The organism is Lactococcus sp. (assembly GCF_036648155.1).
Classification (GTDB): domain Bacteria; phylum Bacillota; class Bacilli; order Lactobacillales; family Streptococcaceae; genus Lactococcus; species Lactococcus cremoris.
Genome location: NZ_JAVXIY010000003.1, coordinates 42,344 through 60,376 on the forward strand (window position 1 = coordinate 42,344; position 18,033 = coordinate 60,376).

Below are 18,033 nucleotides of genomic sequence, written 5' to 3' on the forward strand. Positions count from 1 at the left end.
GCTAAAAAGGAGTACCAATTATGGTAAAAAATAGAAATGAAATCCCTGAAGCCTTGACTTGGGATTTGACAACAATTTTTTCAACAGATCAAAAATGGGAAACAGAATTAGAGAAGGTAAAAAAAGAACTTTCGCTTGTTGAAACAAATGATAAAGGTCATTTACTTGATTCAGCAGAAACTTTACTGACAATTACTAAAAATATGCTATCAATTTCTCAAAAAGTTGAAAAGCTTTATGTTTATGCTTCAATGAAAAATGATCAAGATACAAGAGAAGCAAAGTATCAAGAATATCAATCAAAAGCAACGGCCCTCTATGTTAATTTTGGGGAAAGCTATGCCTTTTATGAACCTGAATTTTTAAAAATTACAAAAGAAACCTACGAACAATGGTTAGAAATCCTTCAGGAATTGAAAAATTACGATCATATGTTTGAACGTTTATTTGCTAAAAAAGAACATATCCTTAGCCAAAAAGAAGAAAAAATATTGGCGGCAGCGGGTGAAATCTTTGAAAGTCCTTCGGAGACTTTTGAAATTTTCGATAATGCAGATGTTAAATTTCCTTTTGTTAAAAATGAATTGGGAGAAAAGATTCAGTTGACACATGGTAATTATAGCTCTCTTATGGAAAGTAAAAACAGGGAAGTAAGAAAAGCGGCTTATGAAGCACTTTACAGCAATTATGAACAATATCAACATACCTATGCAAAAACTTTGCAGACCAATGTAAAAGTTCATAATTTCAATGCCCAAATACGCGCATATGACTCAGCACGTCAGGCAGCTTTGATGAGTAATTTTGTTCCAGAAAAAGTTTATGACGTCTTGATAGAAGGCATTCATCAACACTTACCACTTTTACATCGCTATATTGAATTACGTAAGAAAATCTTAGGAATTTCTGATTTCAAGATGTATGATATCTATACTCCATTATCTAATTTAGATTATAAATTCAATTACACTGAAGGAGTTAAGAAAGCGCAAGAAGTGCTTGCAGTTTTTGGTGAAGAGTATAGTCAGAAAGTTAAAGCGGCTTTTGATGAACGTTGGATTGATGTTGAAGAAAATGTCGGGAAACGGTCAGGAGCATACTCAGGTGGTTCTTATGATACCAAGGCATTTATGTTACTCAATTGGCAAGGAACATTGGACGATCTTTTTACATTGGTTCATGAGATGGGCCATTCTATTCACAGCACTTTTACAAGGGAAAATCAACCTTATGTTTATGGAGATTACCCAATCTTCTTAGCAGAGATTGCTTCAACTACCAACGAAAATATTTTAACTGAGACTTTGCTCAAAGAAAGTAATGATGAAAAGGAACGTTTTGCTCTTTTAAACCATTGGTTAGATAGTTTTCGAGGAACCGTATTTCGTCAAAGTCAATTTGCTGAATTTGAACAAAAAATTCACGAAGTCGATGCTGAAGGTGAAGTGTTGACGAGCGAATTTTTGAATTTTCTTTATGGCGAACTTAATGAAAAATATTATGGCTTATCTGCCAAAGAAAATCCTGAAATTCAGTTTGAATGGGCAAGAATTCCTCATTTCTATTATAATTTTTACGTTTTTCAATACGCGACTGGCTTTGCCGCAGCCTCATTTCTAGCTGAAAAAGTGGTGCATGGTTCGGTTACTGACCGTCAAAATTATCTTGATTATTTAAAAGCTGGTTCGTCAGCCTACCCACTAGACGTGATTGCCAAAGCTGGAGTTAATATGGAATCTACAGATTACTTAGAGTCTGCTTTTAAGCTTTTTGAAAAACGTTTGAATGAATTAGAAAAATTAGTTGAAAAAGGAGTCCATCTTTAAAAATGGTTGAAACATATAAAAGCACAAGTAACCCCATGATGAATCGACCAGTTGTCAAAGCCGAGTTAGTCGAATGGATGCGTTCAAGTCAAACACAAGTGACTGGAGAACTTGCAGAAGTCCTAAACTTTGCTAAAGAAAATAACATTCCAGTTATACCACATGAAACAGTTCTCTATTTTCAAATGCTATTGAGTCTGCTCAAGCCTAAAAGAATTCTGGAAATTGGGACAGCTATTGGTTTTTCAGCCTTAGTAATGGCACAAGAAGTTCCAGAAGCTGAGATTGTGACCATCGATCGTAATCCTGAAATGATTGAGCTAGCCAAGAAAAATTTAACTAAATACGATCACCGCAATCAAATTCAGCTTAAAGAAGGAGATGCTGCAGATGTTTTGCAAGAATTAAAAGGTCCATTTGATCTTGTTTTCATGGATTCAGCCAAGTCGAAATATGTTGAATTCTTACCTAAATCACTTGAATTGCTTTCAGAAAATGGTCTTATCCTAATGGATGATGTTTTTCAAGCGGGTGAAATATTGTTGCCAATCATGGAAGTTAAAAGAAATCAAAGGGCTTTGGAAAGAGGACTAAGAAAACTTTTTGATGAAGTGTTTGATAATCCAAGATATTTGACAAGCGTTCTCCCATTGGGAGATGGGTTATTAATGATAAAAAAATCATAAAAATACAGATAGAAGGAGTGGATGATTTAGAAAGTCTTTTGCATAAATAAAGCTTTCTTTGATTTTTTATGATATAATTACAACATCTTAAAAATAATACGATGTTATTAGTACATTATGACTATAAACATCAAATGATGCGAAGGAGAATATCTTGAAATTCAAAAAACTCGGATTAGTTATAACTACTGTCTTTGCCGGAGCCGCACTGGTAACCTTATCTGGTTGTTCAAGCAGCGATTCAGCAAACAAGGATATCATCACAATGAAAGGTGATACCATTCGCGTTTCTGATTTATACAAGGAAGCTAAACAATTTCCGTCACAACCTACAACTACGTTGCTTCAAAATTTAACTTTTGATAAAATTTTTGCTAAAGATTTTGGAAAAGAAGTCACTGATAAAGCTGTTAACAAAAAGGTTAAATCAACCAAGGATCAACTCGGAAGTCAATTTTCATCTGCCTTGCAACAACAAGGTTTGACTGAAGCAAGTTTCACACCATACATGCGTACACAAATGCTTGAACAAGCAGCGATTGACCATGAAATCAAAGAAACTCAATATACCGATGCTAATCTTAAAAAAGCTTGGGAATCTTATCATCCAGATGTAACTGCTTATGTTGTCTCTGAAACATCAAAAGATGCAGCAACAAAAGCTTTGGATGCGGCTAAAAAAGATGCTGCTGGGAAAGCAAGCTTTGAAAAAACAAATGCTGAAAGCAAAGTAACCTTCAACTCAACTTCAGCAACTGTGCCAACTGAAGTTCAAACAGCGGCTTTCAAATTGAAAAACGGTGAGTTCTCAGATGTGATTGAGTCTACTAGTTCATCAACTGGTACTACATCCTACTATATTGTTGAGATGGTTAAATCTTCAGAAAAAGGAAGTGACATGAATAAGTACAAAAATGAACTTAAAAATGTTATTAAAGCTGAAAAAGAACAAGATACAACCTTTGTCAGCGGAGTTATTGCTAAGTACCTCAAAAAGAATAATGTTACTGTGAAAGAATCTGATTTTGCATCAATCTTCTCACAATTCACTCAAACATCAAGTACATCTTCATCTAAATAATTTAAAAAAAATCAACTTTAAAGAGAGCTCAAAATGGTGAGAATGAGCAAGTTGATAAAAGTGCTTACAGCAGAGAGAACTGCTCTAACAACCAAAGTAAGATGATAGAAATTCTATCGTGAATAAGGGTGGTACCGCGGTATAACTGTATGCGCCCCTTTGTTTACGGTAGAATTTTATTGTTTTATTGTGAAAACAGTAACAAAGTATGCAAGATAAGTTTATTGCTAAGCTATAAACTTTTTATAAAAGGAGAAAATAATGAAAACCATGACTTCCGCAGAAGTTCGCCAAATGTTCCTCGACTTTTTCAAATCAAAAGGTCATACTGTTGAACCTTCGCAAAGTCTTGTTCCTGTGAATGACCCAACTTTGCTTTGGATTAATTCAGGAGTAGCAACACTAAAAAAATATTTTGATGGTTCAGTCGTACCTGAAAATCCAAGATTGACTAATGCTCAAAAAGCGATTCGGACAAATGATATTGAAAATGTCGGAAAAACTGCCCGTCACCACACCATGTTTGAAATGCTTGGGAATTTTTCAATTGGTGATTATTTCCGTAATGAAGCGATTGCTTTTGCTTGGGAATTATTGACAAGTTCTGAATGGTTTGAGTTTCCAGCAGAAAAACTTTATATCACTTATTATCCAGCTGATAAAGATACCTATAACCGCTGGGTTGAAGTTGGAGTTGATCCAAAACATCTTGTCCCAATTGAAGATAATTTCTGGGAAATTGGTGCTGGTCCTTCAGGTCCAGATACAGAAATATTCTTTGACCGTGGGGAGATTTACGACCCAGAACATGTTGGTTTGAAATTATTGGCTGAAGATATTGAAAATGACCGTTATATCGAGATTTGGAATATTGTTTTGTCACAATTTAATGCGAATCCAGCGATTCCACGTTCGGAATATCCTGAATTACCACAAAAAAATATTGATACGGGAATGGGGCTTGAACGGATGGTCTGCATTATTCAAGGTGGTAAAACAAACTTTGATACAGACTTATTCTTGCCAATTATTCGTGAAATTGAGAAACTCTCTGGAAAAACTTACAGTCCAGACAGTGAAAATATGAGTTTCAAAGTGATTGCTGACCATATTCGTTCACTCTCATTTGCTATTGGTGATGGTGCTTTGCCAGGAAATGAAGGACGTGGTTATGTTCTGCGTCGTTTACTTCGTCGCGCGGTTATGCACGGTAAAAAATTGGGAATTCAAGGTAAATTTTTAGCTTCACTCGTGCCAACAGTTGGTAAAATTATGCAATCATATTATCCAGAAGTGCTTGAAAAAGAAGATTTCATCATGCAAATTATTGACCGTGAAGAAGAAACTTTCAACCGCACGATTGATGCAGGTCAAAAATTGATTGATGAGCTTTTGGTAAATCTTAAAGCTGAAGGTAAAGATAGAATTGAAGGGGCTGATATCTTCCGCCTCTACGATACATATGGATTCCCTGTCGAATTAACCGAAGAATTAGCAGAAGATGAAGGATTCAAAATTGACCACGAAGGATTCAAAGTAGCTATGAAAGCTCAACAAGACCGTGCGCGTGCGGCTGTGGTTAAAGGTGGCTCAATGGGCGCTCAAAATGAAACTTTGTCTTCTATCGAAGTAGACTCAAAATTCCTTTATGAAGATAAAAAAGCCCAAGCAAAATTACTCGTGGCTATAAAAGATGATGAGCTTGTTGATGAAGTTACTGGCAAAGCTCAATTAGTATTTGACGTGACGCCTTTCTATGCTGAAATGGGTGGTCAAGTGGCTGATCATGGAGTAATTAAAGATTCTGAGGGTCAAGTTGTGGCAAATGTATTAGATGTACAACATGCGCCTCATGGTCAAAATCTTCATTCTGTTGAAACAGTTTCACCACTTAAAGTTGGCGAAACTTATACTTTAGAAATTGATGAAGAACGTCGTTCTGCTGTTGTGAAAAACCATACAGCGACTCACTTACTTCATGCTGCTTTGCATAATATTGTTGGGAATCACGCACTACAAGCTGGTTCACTTAATGAGGTGGAATTCTTACGTTTTGACTTCACTCACTTTGCTCAAGTAACCAAAGAAGAGTTGGCTGAAATTGAGCGTCAAGTTAATGAAGTGATTTGGCAATCATTAAAAGTTGAAACAGTTGAAACTGATATTGCTACAGCCAAAGAAATGGGTGCAATGGCTCTTTTCGGTGAAAAATATGGTAAAAATGTTCGTGTTGTAAAAATTGGAGATTATTCAATTGAACTTTGTGGAGGAACACATACGCAAACAACTTCTGAAATTGGTCTTTTCAAGATTATTAAAGAAGAAGGAATTGGTTCTGGTGTGCGCCGGATTATTGCTGTGACAGGTCAAAAAGCTTATGAAGCCTTCAAAGATGCTGAAAATACTTTGAGCGAAGTGTCTGGATTGGTTAAAGCACCACAAGCTTCACAAATCGTCGCAAAAGTTTCTAACTTACAAGATGAACTTAAAGCAGCTCAAAAAGAAAATGATGCTTTAGCTGGCAAACTTGCGGCCAGTCAATCAGATGAAATCTTCAAAAATGTACAAAGAGCTGGTTCTGTAAGCTTTATTGCGAGTCAAGTCACTGTTCCTGATGCCAATGGCTTACGTAATTTGGCAGATATTTGGAAACAAAAAGAATTGTCAGATGTCCTCGTTTTAGTCGCTACAATTGGTGAAAAAGTAAGTCTTTTAGTGGCTTCTAAATCGTCAGATGTAAAAGCGGGTAATTTAGTTAAAGAATTAGCACCATTTGTTGATGGTCGTGGTGGTGGAAAACCAGATATGGCTATGGCCGGTGGTTCAAATGCAGCAGGAATTCCTGAACTTTTGACGGCTGTTGCTGAAAAATTAGGATAAGACAAGAATATCGTAGATCATCTACGATATTTTTTCTTTTTTGGTCAGCAAGTATTTGTGGTAAAATGAGAAAAATACTTGAAAGAGAAGTCTAAAATGAAGATAGCGATTTTTGGGGATTCAATCACAAATGGATTTGGTATGGACGAAGGAGGCTCATCAAATATTCTGGCAAGATTAATTGAGAAAAAAGAGCCAAATGTTAGAGTTTTGCTTCATGGAATCAATGGAGATGATACTTATGGAGGACTTCTTCGACTAAAATATGTTGTCGAAGAAAAAGCTGATTTGAATTTCATTTTCTTTGGGGCAAATGATGCTTCACCTTATCATTTGATTCGGCCAAAAGAATTTAAGGATAATTTAGAGCAAATGATTGCACAGCTGGATGGAAAAAGAACAGTTCTAATTACTCCTCCTTTTTATAATGATGACGAACCGACGCATTATAGTCGGCTGTCTGAGGTTGAACTTTTTAGACAGGCAACAATTGATTTGGCAAAAGAAAAATCGCTCAAGTTGATTGATATTTACCAGGTCATGTTGGAACAAGAAAATCCAAAAGCCTTGTTAAGAGCTGATGGTTTACATTTTACTTTAGAAGCTTACCAGCTTTTGGCTGAGGAAATTTTGACTGTGATAAAAAATTTTATTCAATAATTTCTACAAAATCATTGGTAGGGTAACGCCGATGGGGATAACCTGCTTTTAAGGGTTTACCAAGAGGGAGCATTAGGATAGGTTCAAGGTTTTGAGGAATATTTAAAAATTCCATTATTTTTTGGAAATCAGTACCGCGCATAGGATTAGACTCGTAGCCAAATGCTCTGATTGTATGCATCAGATTCATGGCAAAAAGTCCGTTATCAAATCTGAGTCCTTCGTTACTGATATCCTCGGGATGAAGTTTTAGATAAGTATGTACTCGACTAGTTTTTTCTGTCAGCTGATTTTCTGAAATGATGTGATTTTCTAAATTGAATTTCATAATTTTTTGAATATCGTAGTTACTTTTGTCGCCAAAAATCAGAAATACTGCGGAGGCATCGGCAATTTGTTGTTGCTTGAAAGAAATATTTTTCAAGATTTCTTGTTTTTCCTTATTTTTGACAACGAAGACTTTCCAAGGTTGGAAATTGTTTCCTGAAGGGGCATTAGCCGCATGGCTAAGAATATCCATAATTTCTTGGTTACTGATTTGTGCTGTGGGATCAAAAGTTCTGACGGATTTGCGTCCATCTAAAAAGTCTAATTGTGTCATTCTTGTTCTCCTTGATTTATTGATGGAGTTATTATAATATAATAGAGTATAAAAAGATAGTACGCACTTTTTTGTTACTGTAAAAATGTTAAGGAGCACAAATGGATCAAGAATGTGGTGTGAGTAAAGTCATGGATATTTTTGGGGGAAAATGGAAATTAAAAATTCTTTGGATAATATGTAATCATGAAGGGATTCGTTTTAATCAATTGCGAAGAGAGGTTAACGGAATTACTAATGTGATGTTGACGAGGTCTTTAGAGCTTTTGATGGAACACAATTTGGTTATCCGCAAAGATTTTCAGACCATTCCACCACATGTTGAATATTATTTGACCAAAAAAGGAGAAGATTTAGTACCTTTTATGCAGCAACTAGATCTTTGGGGGCGAGAAAATCTGTAATTGCCTAACATTTTTGTGGTCTTATGGTAAAATTAAATTAAGAGATTCTTGGAGAATGATAAATATGGTAAAAAATACAGAAGATAAGCCGCTAGCTCAGAATAAAAAAGCACGGCATGATTATGAAATTTATGAGACTTTTGAGGCGGGAATTGTGCTGACAGGAACGGAGATTAAGTCGGTTCGGCAGGCAAAAATTCAGCTCAAAGATGGGTTTGCCAGAGTTCGCAATGGCGAAGTTTGGCTATCAAATGTTCATATTGCGCCATTTGAGCAAGGAAATATTTTTAATGTTGAGGAGTTGCGCACGAGAAAATTATTGCTCAATAAAAAAGAAATTGCTAAGATTGATAAAGAATTATCAGGAACAGGAATTACTTTTATTCCTTTAAAAGTTTATTTGAAAAATGGCTTTGCCAAAGTGCTGATGGGACTTGCTCGAGGTAAAAAAGATTATGATAAGCGAGAAAGTCTTAAACGCAAAGAGCAAAATCGCGATATTGCAAGACAGCTTAAAGCTTACAATCGTTAATAATTATTAAAAAAATACTGACGGCCTTGTCAGTATTTTTTATTTACTGACGGATTATTCTGTCAGTAAAATTTCAGTTTTTGTGAGATAGGAAATAAATTTTGTTCATATTATTTTTATAAGGAAAATATAAATGATAAAATTATTATAAATAAATTAAGGAAGGAGCATTGAAATATTTTGTTGAAACACTTTTAAAAGAGTGTAATATAAAGAATTTATAGAATAATGAAACTAATATAAAGGGTTATGTCTTTAAATAATGCAAATATTTTAAAACAGTAAATGATAAAAAAATAAGAAATGGAGAAGGATATGACAAAAATAATCGAAGTTATAGATTTAAGAAAATCTTTTAAAGAAAAAGAAGTTTTAAAGGGAATTAATCTGTCAGTAAATGAAGGTGAAATTTATGCTTTACTTGGTTCAAATGGTTCTGGTAAAACAACAATGATTAACATTCTATCAACTATTTTATCTAAAGATTCAGGACAGGCGTTTATTGATGGCTATGAAGTGGGGGGAAATCCTCAAGAAGTCCGTCAGTTAATTTCTCTGACGGGACAATTTGCGGCCTTGGACGAAATGCTGACAGGACGTGAAAATATTGAAATGATGGCAAAACTTGCTCGAGTGAAAGATTGGAAAGCTCGGGCGCAGGAATTGCTTACGCAAGTTTCAATGCATGAAGCAGCTGACGAGCGTGTCTCTACCTATTCAGGTGGGATGAAACGGCGCATTGACGTTGCAATGGGACTTGTTGCCCGACGTGAAATCCTCTTTTTAGATGAGCCAACAACGGGACTTGACCCAGAAGCGCGTAATGAAATTTATGAATTGGTAGAAGAACTGACAAAAACAGGAGTCACAATCTTCTTAACTACACAATATTTGCAAGAAGCAGAAAAACTGGCTGACCATATTGCGATTTTACACGAAGGAAAAATCAGTAAAGAAGGAAGCTTAGAAAAGTTACAAGAAGAACATTCACATCTGGGAGAAAAACCGTCATTGGAAGAAATTTTCCTTGATGTGATCATAAAGAAGGAGGTTTACGTATGATTAGAGATATTATGACTTTAACGGGGCGAAATATGAAGCGAATTCTCAGAGTTGGCGAAGCTTTGATATCGATACTTGTTATCCCAATCGTGATGTTTTTAGTGAACTATTATGTTTTCGCAGGTGGAGAAGGTGCTGCATTAGCCAATATTTATCCATTTATGGCGATTCTCTGTGTGCTGATGGGCATATCTTACACGGGACTTAGGGTTTATGAGGACAAGAAAAGTAATATGTTTGCCAGAGTCAAATCGCTGCCGATTCATCAATCGTCACTCCTTTGGTCGCACGTGATGACAACGGTCATTTGTACGTTGATGTCGCTGGCATCAATTACTGGTTTGGCTTTTCTATTTGGGATTGAGTCGCCTGCAAATATTGGACATTGGGGATTGTTGGTATTGGGACTTTTAGTCTTTACAGCCGCCCTGTCTTGGATTATGATTCTTGGTGGCTTGATTGCAAAATCAACCTCAGCAGCTTCTGCATTCTTTTATATGTTCATGATTTTTGCATTCTTGACCCCAGGATTTATGGGGCCAGTAGCACTTCCAGATTTCTTATTGCCAATCGCAAATGTTCAACCAGTTACCATCATGGTTAATGGAATCACAGAACTTTTGGTTGGAGGAAATATTCATTTGGACTTAGGGCTTGGTTTTCTGTGGGCACTTGTGATTTTCTTAGGTGGATATGTGATTTCACAACGGTTGTATAAGGAAAAAATAAAATAAACTTGATAGAACTATCAGTAAAACTGGTAGTTTTTTTGATGAAAAAAAGTATTTACGTTCCATTTACCTTGTATTTACTAAGTGTTTACAAGCGGTTCGGTCTTTCGATGATAAAATAGTTTTGTAAGCAAAAAGCTTAACAACTTATTTAGAAATTAATTGGAGAAACTTCTCATGAAAAAGAAAATTCTTGTTGGTCTTATTACTGCTGGTGCATTGTTGACTTTGGCGGCCTGTGGTTCATCAAATGGTTCATCATCTAGCAGCTCAAGTTCTTCTGACAAAGCTTTGTCAGGAAAAATTATCGCTGGAGGTTCAACAGCTCTTCAACCATTAGCACAACAATCGTCAACAGAATTTATGGCTAAAAATCCTTCTGTTCAAGTAACTGTGCAAGGTGGTGGGTCTGGTGTCGGCTTGACCCAAGTGGCTGCTGGTTCTTTCCAAATTGGGAACTCTGACATTTTTGCTGAGGAAAAATCCGGAATTGATGCTTCAGCAATTACTGATCACAAAGTAGCAGTTGTTGGTTTTGCCCCAATTATTAACGCTAAAACTGATGTGAAAAATTTAACTTCACAACAATTGCAAGACGTCTTTACTGGTAAAGTGACAAACTGGAAAGAAGTGGGTGGTTCAGATCAAAAGATTACTGTTATCGGTCGAACTGAAGGTTCTGGAACACGCGTGAATTTCGATAAGTTTGCACTGGGTGGTGCAACAGAAGTTAAAGGACCAACACAAGATGCGTCTGGTTCAGTTGTTCAAATGGTAGGTCAAACACCAGGAGCCATCTCATATGTTGCACTTTCTTATGTTGATACAAGTAAAGACATCAAAGATATTTCGATTGATGGTGTTGAGCCAACTGAAGCAAATGTTGTAACTAATGACTATAAAGTTTGGTCTTACGAACATATGTACACGAATACTAAAAAAGAAACAGCGGCGGATAAAGCCTTCATCAAATATGTTTCTGAAAACAACAAAGATATTAAAAAATTAGGATATATTCCAATTAGCGACATGAAAGTTGAACGTGATGCTGACGGAAATATTACTAAAAAATAAGACGAAGGCTGATTCAATTTCGACAGAAATCAGTTTGTCAGTAAAATAATTAGGTATAAGAAGTAGTGGTTAATCGCATCATTCAAAGCAATAAAAATTTTCTTCTTCATAAATTAGAATTTTACGCTCAGCTACTTTTTTATAAAATCAATGCTTGGTGAATTTAAACAGGGTTTACTGAGCATTAGGCTTTAAATATATCTTCATATTCTTTCCCTAAAGACAGGAAGCTGCTCATTCTCTAAGAATTGAGCATTTTCCCGTATTATTTACAAAACATTTACATAAGAACGCTGTCATCAAGCGACCTTTGAGGGGGCATTATGTTATAATTAAGCTATGAAGAAGAAAATTTTTATTGCTTTGATGGCCAGTGTAAGTTTATTTACATTGGCAGCTTGTGGTTCTGGAAATAAACAGGTCACGGCTGGTGGCTCAACTGCTTTGCAGCCAATGGTTGAACATGCTTCTATGTCATATATGAAGCAAAATCCTGATGAAATTATCATGGTTCAAGGGGGCGGTTCTGGTGTTGGTTTAGCTCAAGTTGCTGCTGGTTCTTTTCAAATTGGTAATTCTGATATTTTTGCCGAAGAAAAGTCAGGAATAGCGGTTGATAAAATTATTGACCATAAAGTTGCTGTTATTGGTTTTGCACCAATTATCAACAAAAAGTTAAAAGTAAAAAACTTGTCTCAACAAGAACTGATTGATATTTTCACTGGGAAAATCACTAATTGGAAAGAAGTTGGGGGCCAAGATCAAAAAATTACAGTTATTGGTAGAACTGCTGGTTCAGGAACGCGTGTGAATTTTGATAAATATGCGTTGAATGGCGCAACAGAAGTGAATGGTCCAACTCAAGATGCTTCAGGTTCTGTTGTTCAATTAGTAGGGCAAACGCCAGGGGCTATTTCTTATGTTGCTTTTAGTTACACTGATAAACCGGGAGTAAAAGCAGTCAATGTTGACGGTGTCGCTCCGACTTATGACAATGTGAAGACTAATGCATGGAAAATCTGGTCATACGAGCACATGTACACCAATAAATCTCGTAAAAATACGATTGAAAATAAATTTATCGAATACGTTCAAAATGATAAAAAAACACTTGAGCAATTAGGCTATATCCGTGTCTCTGAGATGAAAGTTGACCGAGACGCAAAAGGAAATGTTGAAAAAATCAGGTAATCACCTTTAAATTTTGTGATAAAAACAAATTAGAACTGATAATAGTCAGCTTTAATATACTTTAAAAATAAAGTTTTAAGTGAAAAAAATTTGCATTATCAAATAAAATATAAATCAACAAAAAATAGTTAGGTCCTTATGGAAAATTCAAAAATCAAAGAAAAATTGCTTTCAAGCAATAAAAATTCAAGGCTTGAAAAATTTGGTAAGAGTTTGACGTTCTTATGTATTGCCCTCATTGTCTTCGTTGTAGGCGCAATCCTCGTCTTTGTTGCTCAAAAAGGTCTGTCAACTTTTTATTCAGATGGCGTAAATCCTTTCCGCTTCCTCTTTGGAACCAACTGGTCACCAGGTAATCTTGGACCAGATGGTAAACCTGCAGTTGGGGCTTTGCCAATGTTTGCGGGTTCATTGATTGTTACGGTACTTTCTGCACTTGTTGCCACACCTTTTGCGATTGGTGCAGGAATTTACATGACAGAAATCTCACCAAAATATGGTAAAAAAATCTTGCAACCTGTCATTGAACTCCTTGTAGGGATTCCGTCAGTAGTTTATGGTTTCATTGGTTTGACCGTTGTCGTGCCTGCCATTCGTAACGTTTTTGGCGGAACAGGTTTGGGACTTTTGTCAGGTGTGTTTGTGCTCTTTGTCATGATTTTGCCAACTGTAACTTCGATGACTGTGGACGCCATGAAAGCTGTCCCTTCTTATTATAAAGAAGCATCACTCGGACTTGGTGCCACTCGCTGGCAAACGATTTGGCGTGTTCTCTTACGTGCGGCTACACCAGGAATTTTGACTGCGGTTATCTTTGGAATGGCGCGTGCCTTTGGTGAAGCTTTGGCTATTCAAATGGTCGTTGGTAATGCGGTCATGATGCCAAAAGATTTGATTTCACCAGCTTCAACCTTGACATCAATCTTGACTTCAGGAATTCCTAATGCAACACCTGGTATTCAATTGAATGCACTTTGGTCACTTGCCTTACTCCTTTTGATTATGTCACTCTTTTTCAACCTCGCAATGCGTGCTATTGCTAAGAAAGGAAGTCTTAAATAATGAACGCTAAACGCTCTGACAAGATTGCCACTGGTGTCCTTTACGTCCTTTCTGGCATCATTGTGCTTATCCTCGCTTTTTTACTGGCATATATTTTAGTTAAAGGTTTGCCAGTTATCTTTAAAGACCCTAAATTTATCATCACCGCGTCAAATCCGTTGACAGGTGGTGGGATTGCAGTTCAACTATTTAACTCTGTTTATCTATTGATTGTAACGCTGATTATCTCTGTTCCCCTATCGCTAGGTGCTGGGATTTATCTGTCTGAGTATGCAAATCAGAAACATTGGTTAACTGGTGTTGTTCGCTCAGCCATTGAAGTATTGTCTTCACTTCCTTCAATCGTTGTTGGGCTTTTCGGGATGTTAATTTTCGTTTTACAATTTGGTCTCGGTTTCTCTGTTTTATCTGGCGCTTTAGCATTGACCGTTTTCAATCTTCCTTTGATGACCCGTAATGTTGAAGAATCACTTCGAGCAATTCCAACTTCACAACGTGAAGGCGGTTTGGCACTCGGAATGTCTCGCTGGGAAACAGCAACACAAGTTATTTTACCAGCGGCAGTTCCTGGAATTATCACAGGGGTGATTCTTTCATCAGGACGTGTCTTTGGTGAGGCAGCGGCTTTGATTTATACTGCTGGACAAACAAATTTGCCGATTAACTGGGCAAACTGGAATCCGATGAGCTTGACTTCACCTCTGTCACTTTTCAGACCAGCTGAAACCTTGGCTGTTCATATCTGGGCACTTAATACTGAGGGAACAATTTCAACGGCGCAACAAATTTCTGCAGGAGCCTCAGCGGTATTGATTATCTTTGTCCTCCTCTTTAACCTGGGTGCTCGTTTCATTGGGAATCGAATTCACAAGAAATTAACCTCTTCAAATTAAGAAAACTTATAAGTTTAACAGAAAGAATAATTATGGCAACAACATATGACTGGACTCAGCGCAAAATTATGGTGCCTGAGAAAGAAGAAATAGCATTATCAACCAATGATTTGCGTGTTTTCTATAATGGAACAAAAGAAGCAATTCATGGTGTGACAATGTCATTTCCCAAAAATGAAATAACTGCACTTATTGGCCCTTCTGGTTCTGGTAAATCGACTTATCTGCGTGCATTAAATCGAATGAATGATACGATTGATGGAGCACGCGTAACTGGTGAAATCAATTATGAAGGGGTCAATATTAACGACAACAAAGTAAATGTCTTTGAAGTTCGTAAGCAAATTGGGATGGTTTTTCAAAGACCCAATCCATTTCCTAAATCAATTTATGAAAATATTGCCTTCATTCATCGCCGCGATGGGGTGAGAGATAAGAAAAAATTGGACGAGATTGTTGAAACCTCACTGAAGCAAGCTGCTTTGTGGGAGCAAGTCAAAGATAATCTTAATCAATCGGCTTTGGCTATGTCTGGCGGACAAGCGCAGCGTTTGTGTATTGCACGTGCCTTGTCAGTAAAACCAGAAATTATCTTGATGGATGAACCGGCTTCTGCCCTTGACCCAATTTCAACCATGCAAATTGAAGAAACGATGATGGAACTTAAAGAAAATTATACGATCATTATCGTGACTCACAATATGGCTCAAGCTTCTCGAGCTTCTGATAATACAGCATTTTTCTATTCTGGAGATTTGATTGAGTATGATAAGACAAGCACTATTTTCACTCAACCTAGTTTACAATCAACAGAGGACTATGTTTCTGGTCACTTTGGTTAAGAAATAAAAACATCACACATTTATTCAATTTTGTTGTCAAAATTTGATAAAAATTACTGACAAAGCTACAAAGTTGCTAAAATATTTTCTGTCAGTAAAACATACTGATAGAAAGTCAAAAATTTTTTGTCATAGGACAGTCATTTGTACTTTGCCCTGCCAGCAAGCGCTTCAGCGCTTAGTTGGAATGGACAGCGTAGTGCGCAGCACGTAGATGGTACATTACGAATGTGCTAGTAGTTCTATCAGTAACTTATAAAAAGGTAAGATATGGAAAAAGAAGCAGTTTTAACCGTCAGCGACTTGTCGCTTTATTACAGCAAGAAAAAAGCGTTGAATACGATAAACATGACATTCTACAAGAATGAAATTACAGCGCTCATTGGTCCGTCTGGATGTGGAAAATCAACACTATTGCGCTCAATCAATCGTATGAATGATTTGATTCCAACAGTGACTATCACTGGAGCCATTGATTACAAAGGTAAAAATATTTATAGTCCAAAAGTTGATACCGTTGATTTACGAAAAGAAATTGGTATGGTTTTCCAACAACCGAATCCCTTCCCATTTTCAATTTATGAAAATGTGGTTTATGGACTGCGCTTAAAAGGTGTCAAAGATAAAGCACTTCTTGATGAAGTGGTGGAAAACTCACTTAAAGCAGCAAATATTTGGGATGAAGTAAAGGATATTTTGCACAGTTCAGCTCTTGGACTTTCAGGGGGACAACAACAACGGGTTTGTATCGCTCGTGTCCTTGCGGTCAATCCAGAAATTATCTTAATGGATGAACCAACATCAGCCCTTGACCCAATTTCAGCGGCTCGTGTCGAAGAAACCATGCTTGAACTTAAAAAAGATTATACAATCGCTATCGTGACGCATAGTATGCAACAAGCATCACGTATTTCAGATCGTACCGCTTTTATGTTAGACGGGAATCTGATTGAGTATAATGATACAAAAAGTATTTTCTTGAATCCAGAAAAACAAGAAACATCTGATTATATTTCTGGTAAATTTGGATAAATTTTACTGACAGCCTTTGATGCTGACTTTAGAATGGAATTGACCGTTTAGCCAAAAGGTGAAGCGAGATATTGCATTAGCATTCATTAAAGCGAAATATCATCGATTTAATGAATGTCTCATAATAACATTACTATAAAAACAAAGAGGGGTAATTATGTTGCGTACACAATTTGAAGAAGACCTTAATAAACTTCACAATCAATTTTACTCAATGGGCACGCAAGTTTCTGCTCAATTGAATAAGGCCGTTCGTGCCTTTGTTAGCCATGATCGTGATCTGGCTGAACAAGTCATTGAAGGCGACCATGCCATTAATGACCAAGAAAAAAGTCTTGAAAACCAATCATTAGAAATGATTGCACTTCAACAACCTGTTTCTAGCGATTTGCGAACAATCATCACAGTCCTTAAAGCGTCATCTGACCTTGAACGAATGGGTGACCACGTTGCATCTATCGCTAAGGCAACCATTTCACTTAAAGGTGAAGAACGAATTCATGTGGTTGAAGAAGATATTAGCTTACTCGGTGAAAAAGTTAAATCTATCGTTGATGCTTCGCTCAATGCTTATATTCAAGGCAATGATAAACGGGCTCATGAAATTGCTGAACAACAATATGTCATCAAAAGCATGAGTCATGAAATTCAAGAAAAAATTCTTGATGGAATGAAAGAAAACTCTGAAACAGTAACAACAGGTAAAGAATACCTGTTGACATTGGTTTACTTAGAACGAATTACCGGTTACGCGGTCAATCTCTGTGAGTGGATTGTTTACTTGAATTCTGGAAATATTATTGAACTTTAAAATAAAAAGTTACTGACAAGAATTGCTGTCATAGGATAGTCGTTTGTACTTTAGTACATTACGAATATCCTAGCAGTTCCATCAGTAACTTTTTTTATTGTCATAATCAATTTCAATGACTTGGTGGGTCAGATAATTATTTTCAGCAAAGTCCATTTTGATGACATAGGGCATTTTGCCAGCTAAAGATTGAAAATCTTGAAACTGAAAGTCTGGTTGATAAAAATTTAAAATGGTAGAAAGAGAAGTACCATGAGTTCCGATTGCAACTTTTTGATTGTTAGAAGTTGATAAAATCTGTTCAAGGGCTGAAATATTACGATTTTGCACTTCTCGCAAGGATTCTCCATCAGCAAGTTTATAATCAAAATCATTCCATTGTCGCTTAGCAAAGGGCCAAAAATCAGCTATTTCATGGCCAACATTTCTTTCTCTCAAATCAGAAATGAGTTGAATTTCAAGATTTTTAGAGTGAGCAAGAGGATTCAGGGTACGAACAGAACGTTGAAATGGACTGGAAAAAATTTGATCAATCGAAGTATGTTCAAAAGCATCAGCTAAGATAAGTGCGCGTTTTTCACCCTCGGCAGTCAGCGGAACATCCATATCGTCATAGGCTGCATTATCTCTAAGAGAATGTCGAATAAAATAAATTTCAGTCATGT

General features: G+C 36.5%; 18 protein-coding genes. 16 read left to right on the forward strand and 2 right to left on the reverse strand.

Features of this window, described 5'->3' with window-relative positions; all coding sequences use genetic code 11:
* The first annotated feature begins 20 nt into the window (after nt 1-20).
* The 5 genes from pepF (at nt 21) to RSC39_RS03730 (ending at nt 7,133) form a co-directional block, all read left to right on the forward strand.
* A complete protein-coding gene (gene pepF / locus RSC39_RS03710; RefSeq protein WP_332535197.1) occupies nt 21-1,826 on the forward strand; it encodes an oligoendopeptidase F in 1,806 nt (601 codons plus the stop codon).
* Nucleotides 1,827-1,828: 2 nt separating this feature from the next.
* The gene (locus RSC39_RS03715; RefSeq protein ID WP_063281059.1) at nt 1,829-2,512 is read left to right on the forward strand and encodes an O-methyltransferase; all 684 of its coding nucleotides are present in this window, start codon (nt 1,829-1,831) and stop codon (nt 2,510-2,512) included.
* 154 nt (nt 2,513-2,666) lie between these two features.
* Nucleotides 2,667-3,593 carry a peptidyl-prolyl cis-trans isomerase gene (locus RSC39_RS03720; RefSeq protein ID WP_063281060.1) on the forward strand — a complete coding sequence of 309 codons (927 nt, stop codon included), beginning with the start codon at nt 2,667-2,669 and terminating at the stop codon, nt 3,591-3,593.
* Between the two features lie 261 nt (nt 3,594-3,854).
* Nucleotides 3,855-6,473, forward strand: a complete 2,619-nt coding sequence (alaS, locus tag RSC39_RS03725; RefSeq protein WP_332535200.1) for an alanine--tRNA ligase — start codon at nt 3,855-3,857, stop codon at nt 6,471-6,473.
* A 96-nt stretch (nt 6,474-6,569) separates the two neighbouring features.
* The gene (locus RSC39_RS03730) at nt 6,570-7,133 is read left to right on the forward strand and encodes a GDSL-type esterase/lipase family protein (protein ID WP_332535203.1); all 564 of its coding nucleotides are present in this window, start codon (nt 6,570-6,572) and stop codon (nt 7,131-7,133) included.
* Here the strand turns inward: RSC39_RS03730 and RSC39_RS03735 are convergent.
* On the reverse strand, nt 7,123-7,734 hold the full coding sequence (locus RSC39_RS03735; protein WP_021213529.1) for a nitroreductase family protein: 612 nt from the start codon (nt 7,732-7,734) through the stop codon (nt 7,123-7,125). The two genes, RSC39_RS03730 and RSC39_RS03735, sit on opposite strands and share 11 nt — an antisense overlap.
* Before the next feature lie 101 nt (nt 7,735-7,835).
* Between RSC39_RS03735 and RSC39_RS03740 the strand changes: the two genes are divergently transcribed.
* The 11 genes from RSC39_RS03740 to phoU all read left to right on the forward strand — a co-directional run bounded on the left by RSC39_RS03740 (nt 7,836) and on the right by phoU (nt 17,368).
* Nucleotides 7,836-8,138: a helix-turn-helix domain-containing protein gene (locus RSC39_RS03740; RefSeq protein ID WP_063281064.1), complete on the forward strand. Its 303-nt coding sequence runs from the start codon at nt 7,836-7,838 to the stop codon at nt 8,136-8,138.
* Nucleotides 8,139-8,202: 64 nt separating this feature from the next.
* Nucleotides 8,203-8,670, forward strand: coding sequence for an SsrA-binding protein SmpB (gene smpB, locus RSC39_RS03745; protein ID WP_011676717.1), 468 nt, complete (start codon nt 8,203-8,205; stop codon nt 8,668-8,670).
* Between the two features lie 315 nt (nt 8,671-8,985).
* Complete coding sequence (locus tag RSC39_RS03750; protein WP_063281065.1) at nt 8,986-9,732, forward strand: ATP-binding cassette domain-containing protein; 747 nt, start codon at nt 8,986-8,988, stop codon at nt 9,730-9,732.
* Nucleotides 9,729-10,466 (forward strand): ABC transporter permease, encoded by a 738-nt coding sequence (locus RSC39_RS03755; RefSeq protein WP_063281066.1) that lies wholly within the window; start codon nt 9,729-9,731, stop codon nt 10,464-10,466. Before RSC39_RS03750 ends, RSC39_RS03755 begins: the two co-directional genes overlap by 4 nt.
* A gap of 174 nt (nt 10,467-10,640) precedes the next feature.
* Nucleotides 10,641-11,537 carry a phosphate ABC transporter substrate-binding protein gene (locus RSC39_RS03760; RefSeq protein ID WP_042748003.1) on the forward strand — a complete coding sequence of 299 codons (897 nt, stop codon included), beginning with the start codon at nt 10,641-10,643 and terminating at the stop codon, nt 11,535-11,537.
* A 339-nt stretch (nt 11,538-11,876) separates the two neighbouring features.
* A complete protein-coding gene (locus RSC39_RS03765; RefSeq protein ID WP_332535208.1) occupies nt 11,877-12,728 on the forward strand; it encodes a phosphate ABC transporter substrate-binding protein in 852 nt (283 codons plus the stop codon).
* 138 nt (nt 12,729-12,866) lie between these two features.
* Nucleotides 12,867-13,790, forward strand: a complete 924-nt coding sequence (gene pstC / locus RSC39_RS03770; RefSeq protein ID WP_011835652.1) for a phosphate ABC transporter permease subunit PstC — start codon at nt 12,867-12,869, stop codon at nt 13,788-13,790.
* Nucleotides 13,790-14,683 (forward strand): phosphate ABC transporter permease PstA, encoded by an 894-nt coding sequence (gene pstA, locus RSC39_RS03775; protein ID WP_011676713.1) that lies wholly within the window; start codon nt 13,790-13,792, stop codon nt 14,681-14,683. The genes pstC and pstA overlap by 1 nt, the downstream gene beginning before the upstream one ends.
* Nucleotides 14,684-14,715: 32 nt before the next feature.
* Entirely contained in the window at nt 14,716-15,525 is an 810-nt protein-coding gene (pstB, locus tag RSC39_RS03780) for a phosphate ABC transporter ATP-binding protein PstB (protein ID WP_011676712.1), read from the forward strand.
* Nucleotides 15,526-15,795: 270 nt separating this feature from the next.
* Nucleotides 15,796-16,557: a phosphate ABC transporter ATP-binding protein PstB gene (gene pstB / locus RSC39_RS03785; RefSeq protein WP_003130886.1), complete on the forward strand. Its 762-nt coding sequence runs from the start codon at nt 15,796-15,798 to the stop codon at nt 16,555-16,557.
* A 157-nt stretch (nt 16,558-16,714) separates the two neighbouring features.
* Nucleotides 16,715-17,368 carry a phosphate signaling complex protein PhoU gene (phoU, locus tag RSC39_RS03790; protein ID WP_003130887.1) on the forward strand — a complete coding sequence of 218 codons (654 nt, stop codon included), beginning with the start codon at nt 16,715-16,717 and terminating at the stop codon, nt 17,366-17,368.
* An 81-nt stretch (nt 17,369-17,449) separates the two neighbouring features.
* On the opposite strand, the gene RSC39_RS03795 is transcribed toward phoU, so the two are convergent.
* Nucleotides 17,450-18,031 carry a histidine phosphatase family protein gene (locus RSC39_RS03795; RefSeq protein ID WP_332535211.1) on the reverse strand — a complete coding sequence of 194 codons (582 nt, stop codon included), beginning with the start codon at nt 18,029-18,031 and terminating at the stop codon, nt 17,450-17,452.
* Between the last annotated feature and the right edge of the window lie 2 nt (nt 18,032-18,033).

Bases quoted from the DNA above. Each gene is read 5' to 3' on its own strand.
- pstA (WP_011676713.1), top strand. From the start codon at position 13,790: ATGAACGCTAAACGCTCTGACAAGATTGCCACTGGTGTCCTTTACGTC.
- RSC39_RS03765 (WP_332535208.1), top strand. From the start codon at position 11,877: ATGAAGAAGAAAATTTTTATTGCTTTGATGGCCAGTGTAAGTTTATTT.
- pstB (WP_011676712.1), top strand. From the start codon at position 14,716: ATGGCAACAACATATGACTGGACTCAGCGCAAAATTATGGTGCCTGAG.
- RSC39_RS03735 (WP_021213529.1), bottom strand. From the start codon at position 7,734: ATGACACAATTAGACTTTTTAGATGGACGCAAATCCGTCAGAACTTTT.
- RSC39_RS03740 (WP_063281064.1), top strand. From the start codon at position 7,836: ATGGATCAAGAATGTGGTGTGAGTAAAGTCATGGATATTTTTGGGGGA.
- RSC39_RS03730 (WP_332535203.1), top strand. From the start codon at position 6,570: ATGAAGATAGCGATTTTTGGGGATTCAATCACAAATGGATTTGGTATG.
- RSC39_RS03795 (WP_332535211.1), bottom strand. From the start codon at position 18,031: ATGACTGAAATTTATTTTATTCGACATTCTCTTAGAGATAATGCAGCC.
- RSC39_RS03760 (WP_042748003.1), top strand. From the start codon at position 10,641: ATGAAAAAGAAAATTCTTGTTGGTCTTATTACTGCTGGTGCATTGTTG.
- RSC39_RS03755 (WP_063281066.1), top strand. From the start codon at position 9,729: ATGATTAGAGATATTATGACTTTAACGGGGCGAAATATGAAGCGAATT.
- pstC (WP_011835652.1), top strand. From the start codon at position 12,867: ATGGAAAATTCAAAAATCAAAGAAAAATTGCTTTCAAGCAATAAAAAT.
- smpB (WP_011676717.1), top strand. From the start codon at position 8,203: ATGGTAAAAAATACAGAAGATAAGCCGCTAGCTCAGAATAAAAAAGCA.
- pstB (WP_003130886.1), top strand. From the start codon at position 15,796: ATGGAAAAAGAAGCAGTTTTAACCGTCAGCGACTTGTCGCTTTATTAC.
- RSC39_RS03715 (WP_063281059.1), top strand. From the start codon at position 1,829: ATGGTTGAAACATATAAAAGCACAAGTAACCCCATGATGAATCGACCA.
- RSC39_RS03750 (WP_063281065.1), top strand. From the start codon at position 8,986: ATGACAAAAATAATCGAAGTTATAGATTTAAGAAAATCTTTTAAAGAA.
- pepF (WP_332535197.1), top strand. From the start codon at position 21: ATGGTAAAAAATAGAAATGAAATCCCTGAAGCCTTGACTTGGGATTTG.
- phoU (WP_003130887.1), top strand. From the start codon at position 16,715: ATGTTGCGTACACAATTTGAAGAAGACCTTAATAAACTTCACAATCAA.
- alaS (WP_332535200.1), top strand. From the start codon at position 3,855: ATGAAAACCATGACTTCCGCAGAAGTTCGCCAAATGTTCCTCGACTTT.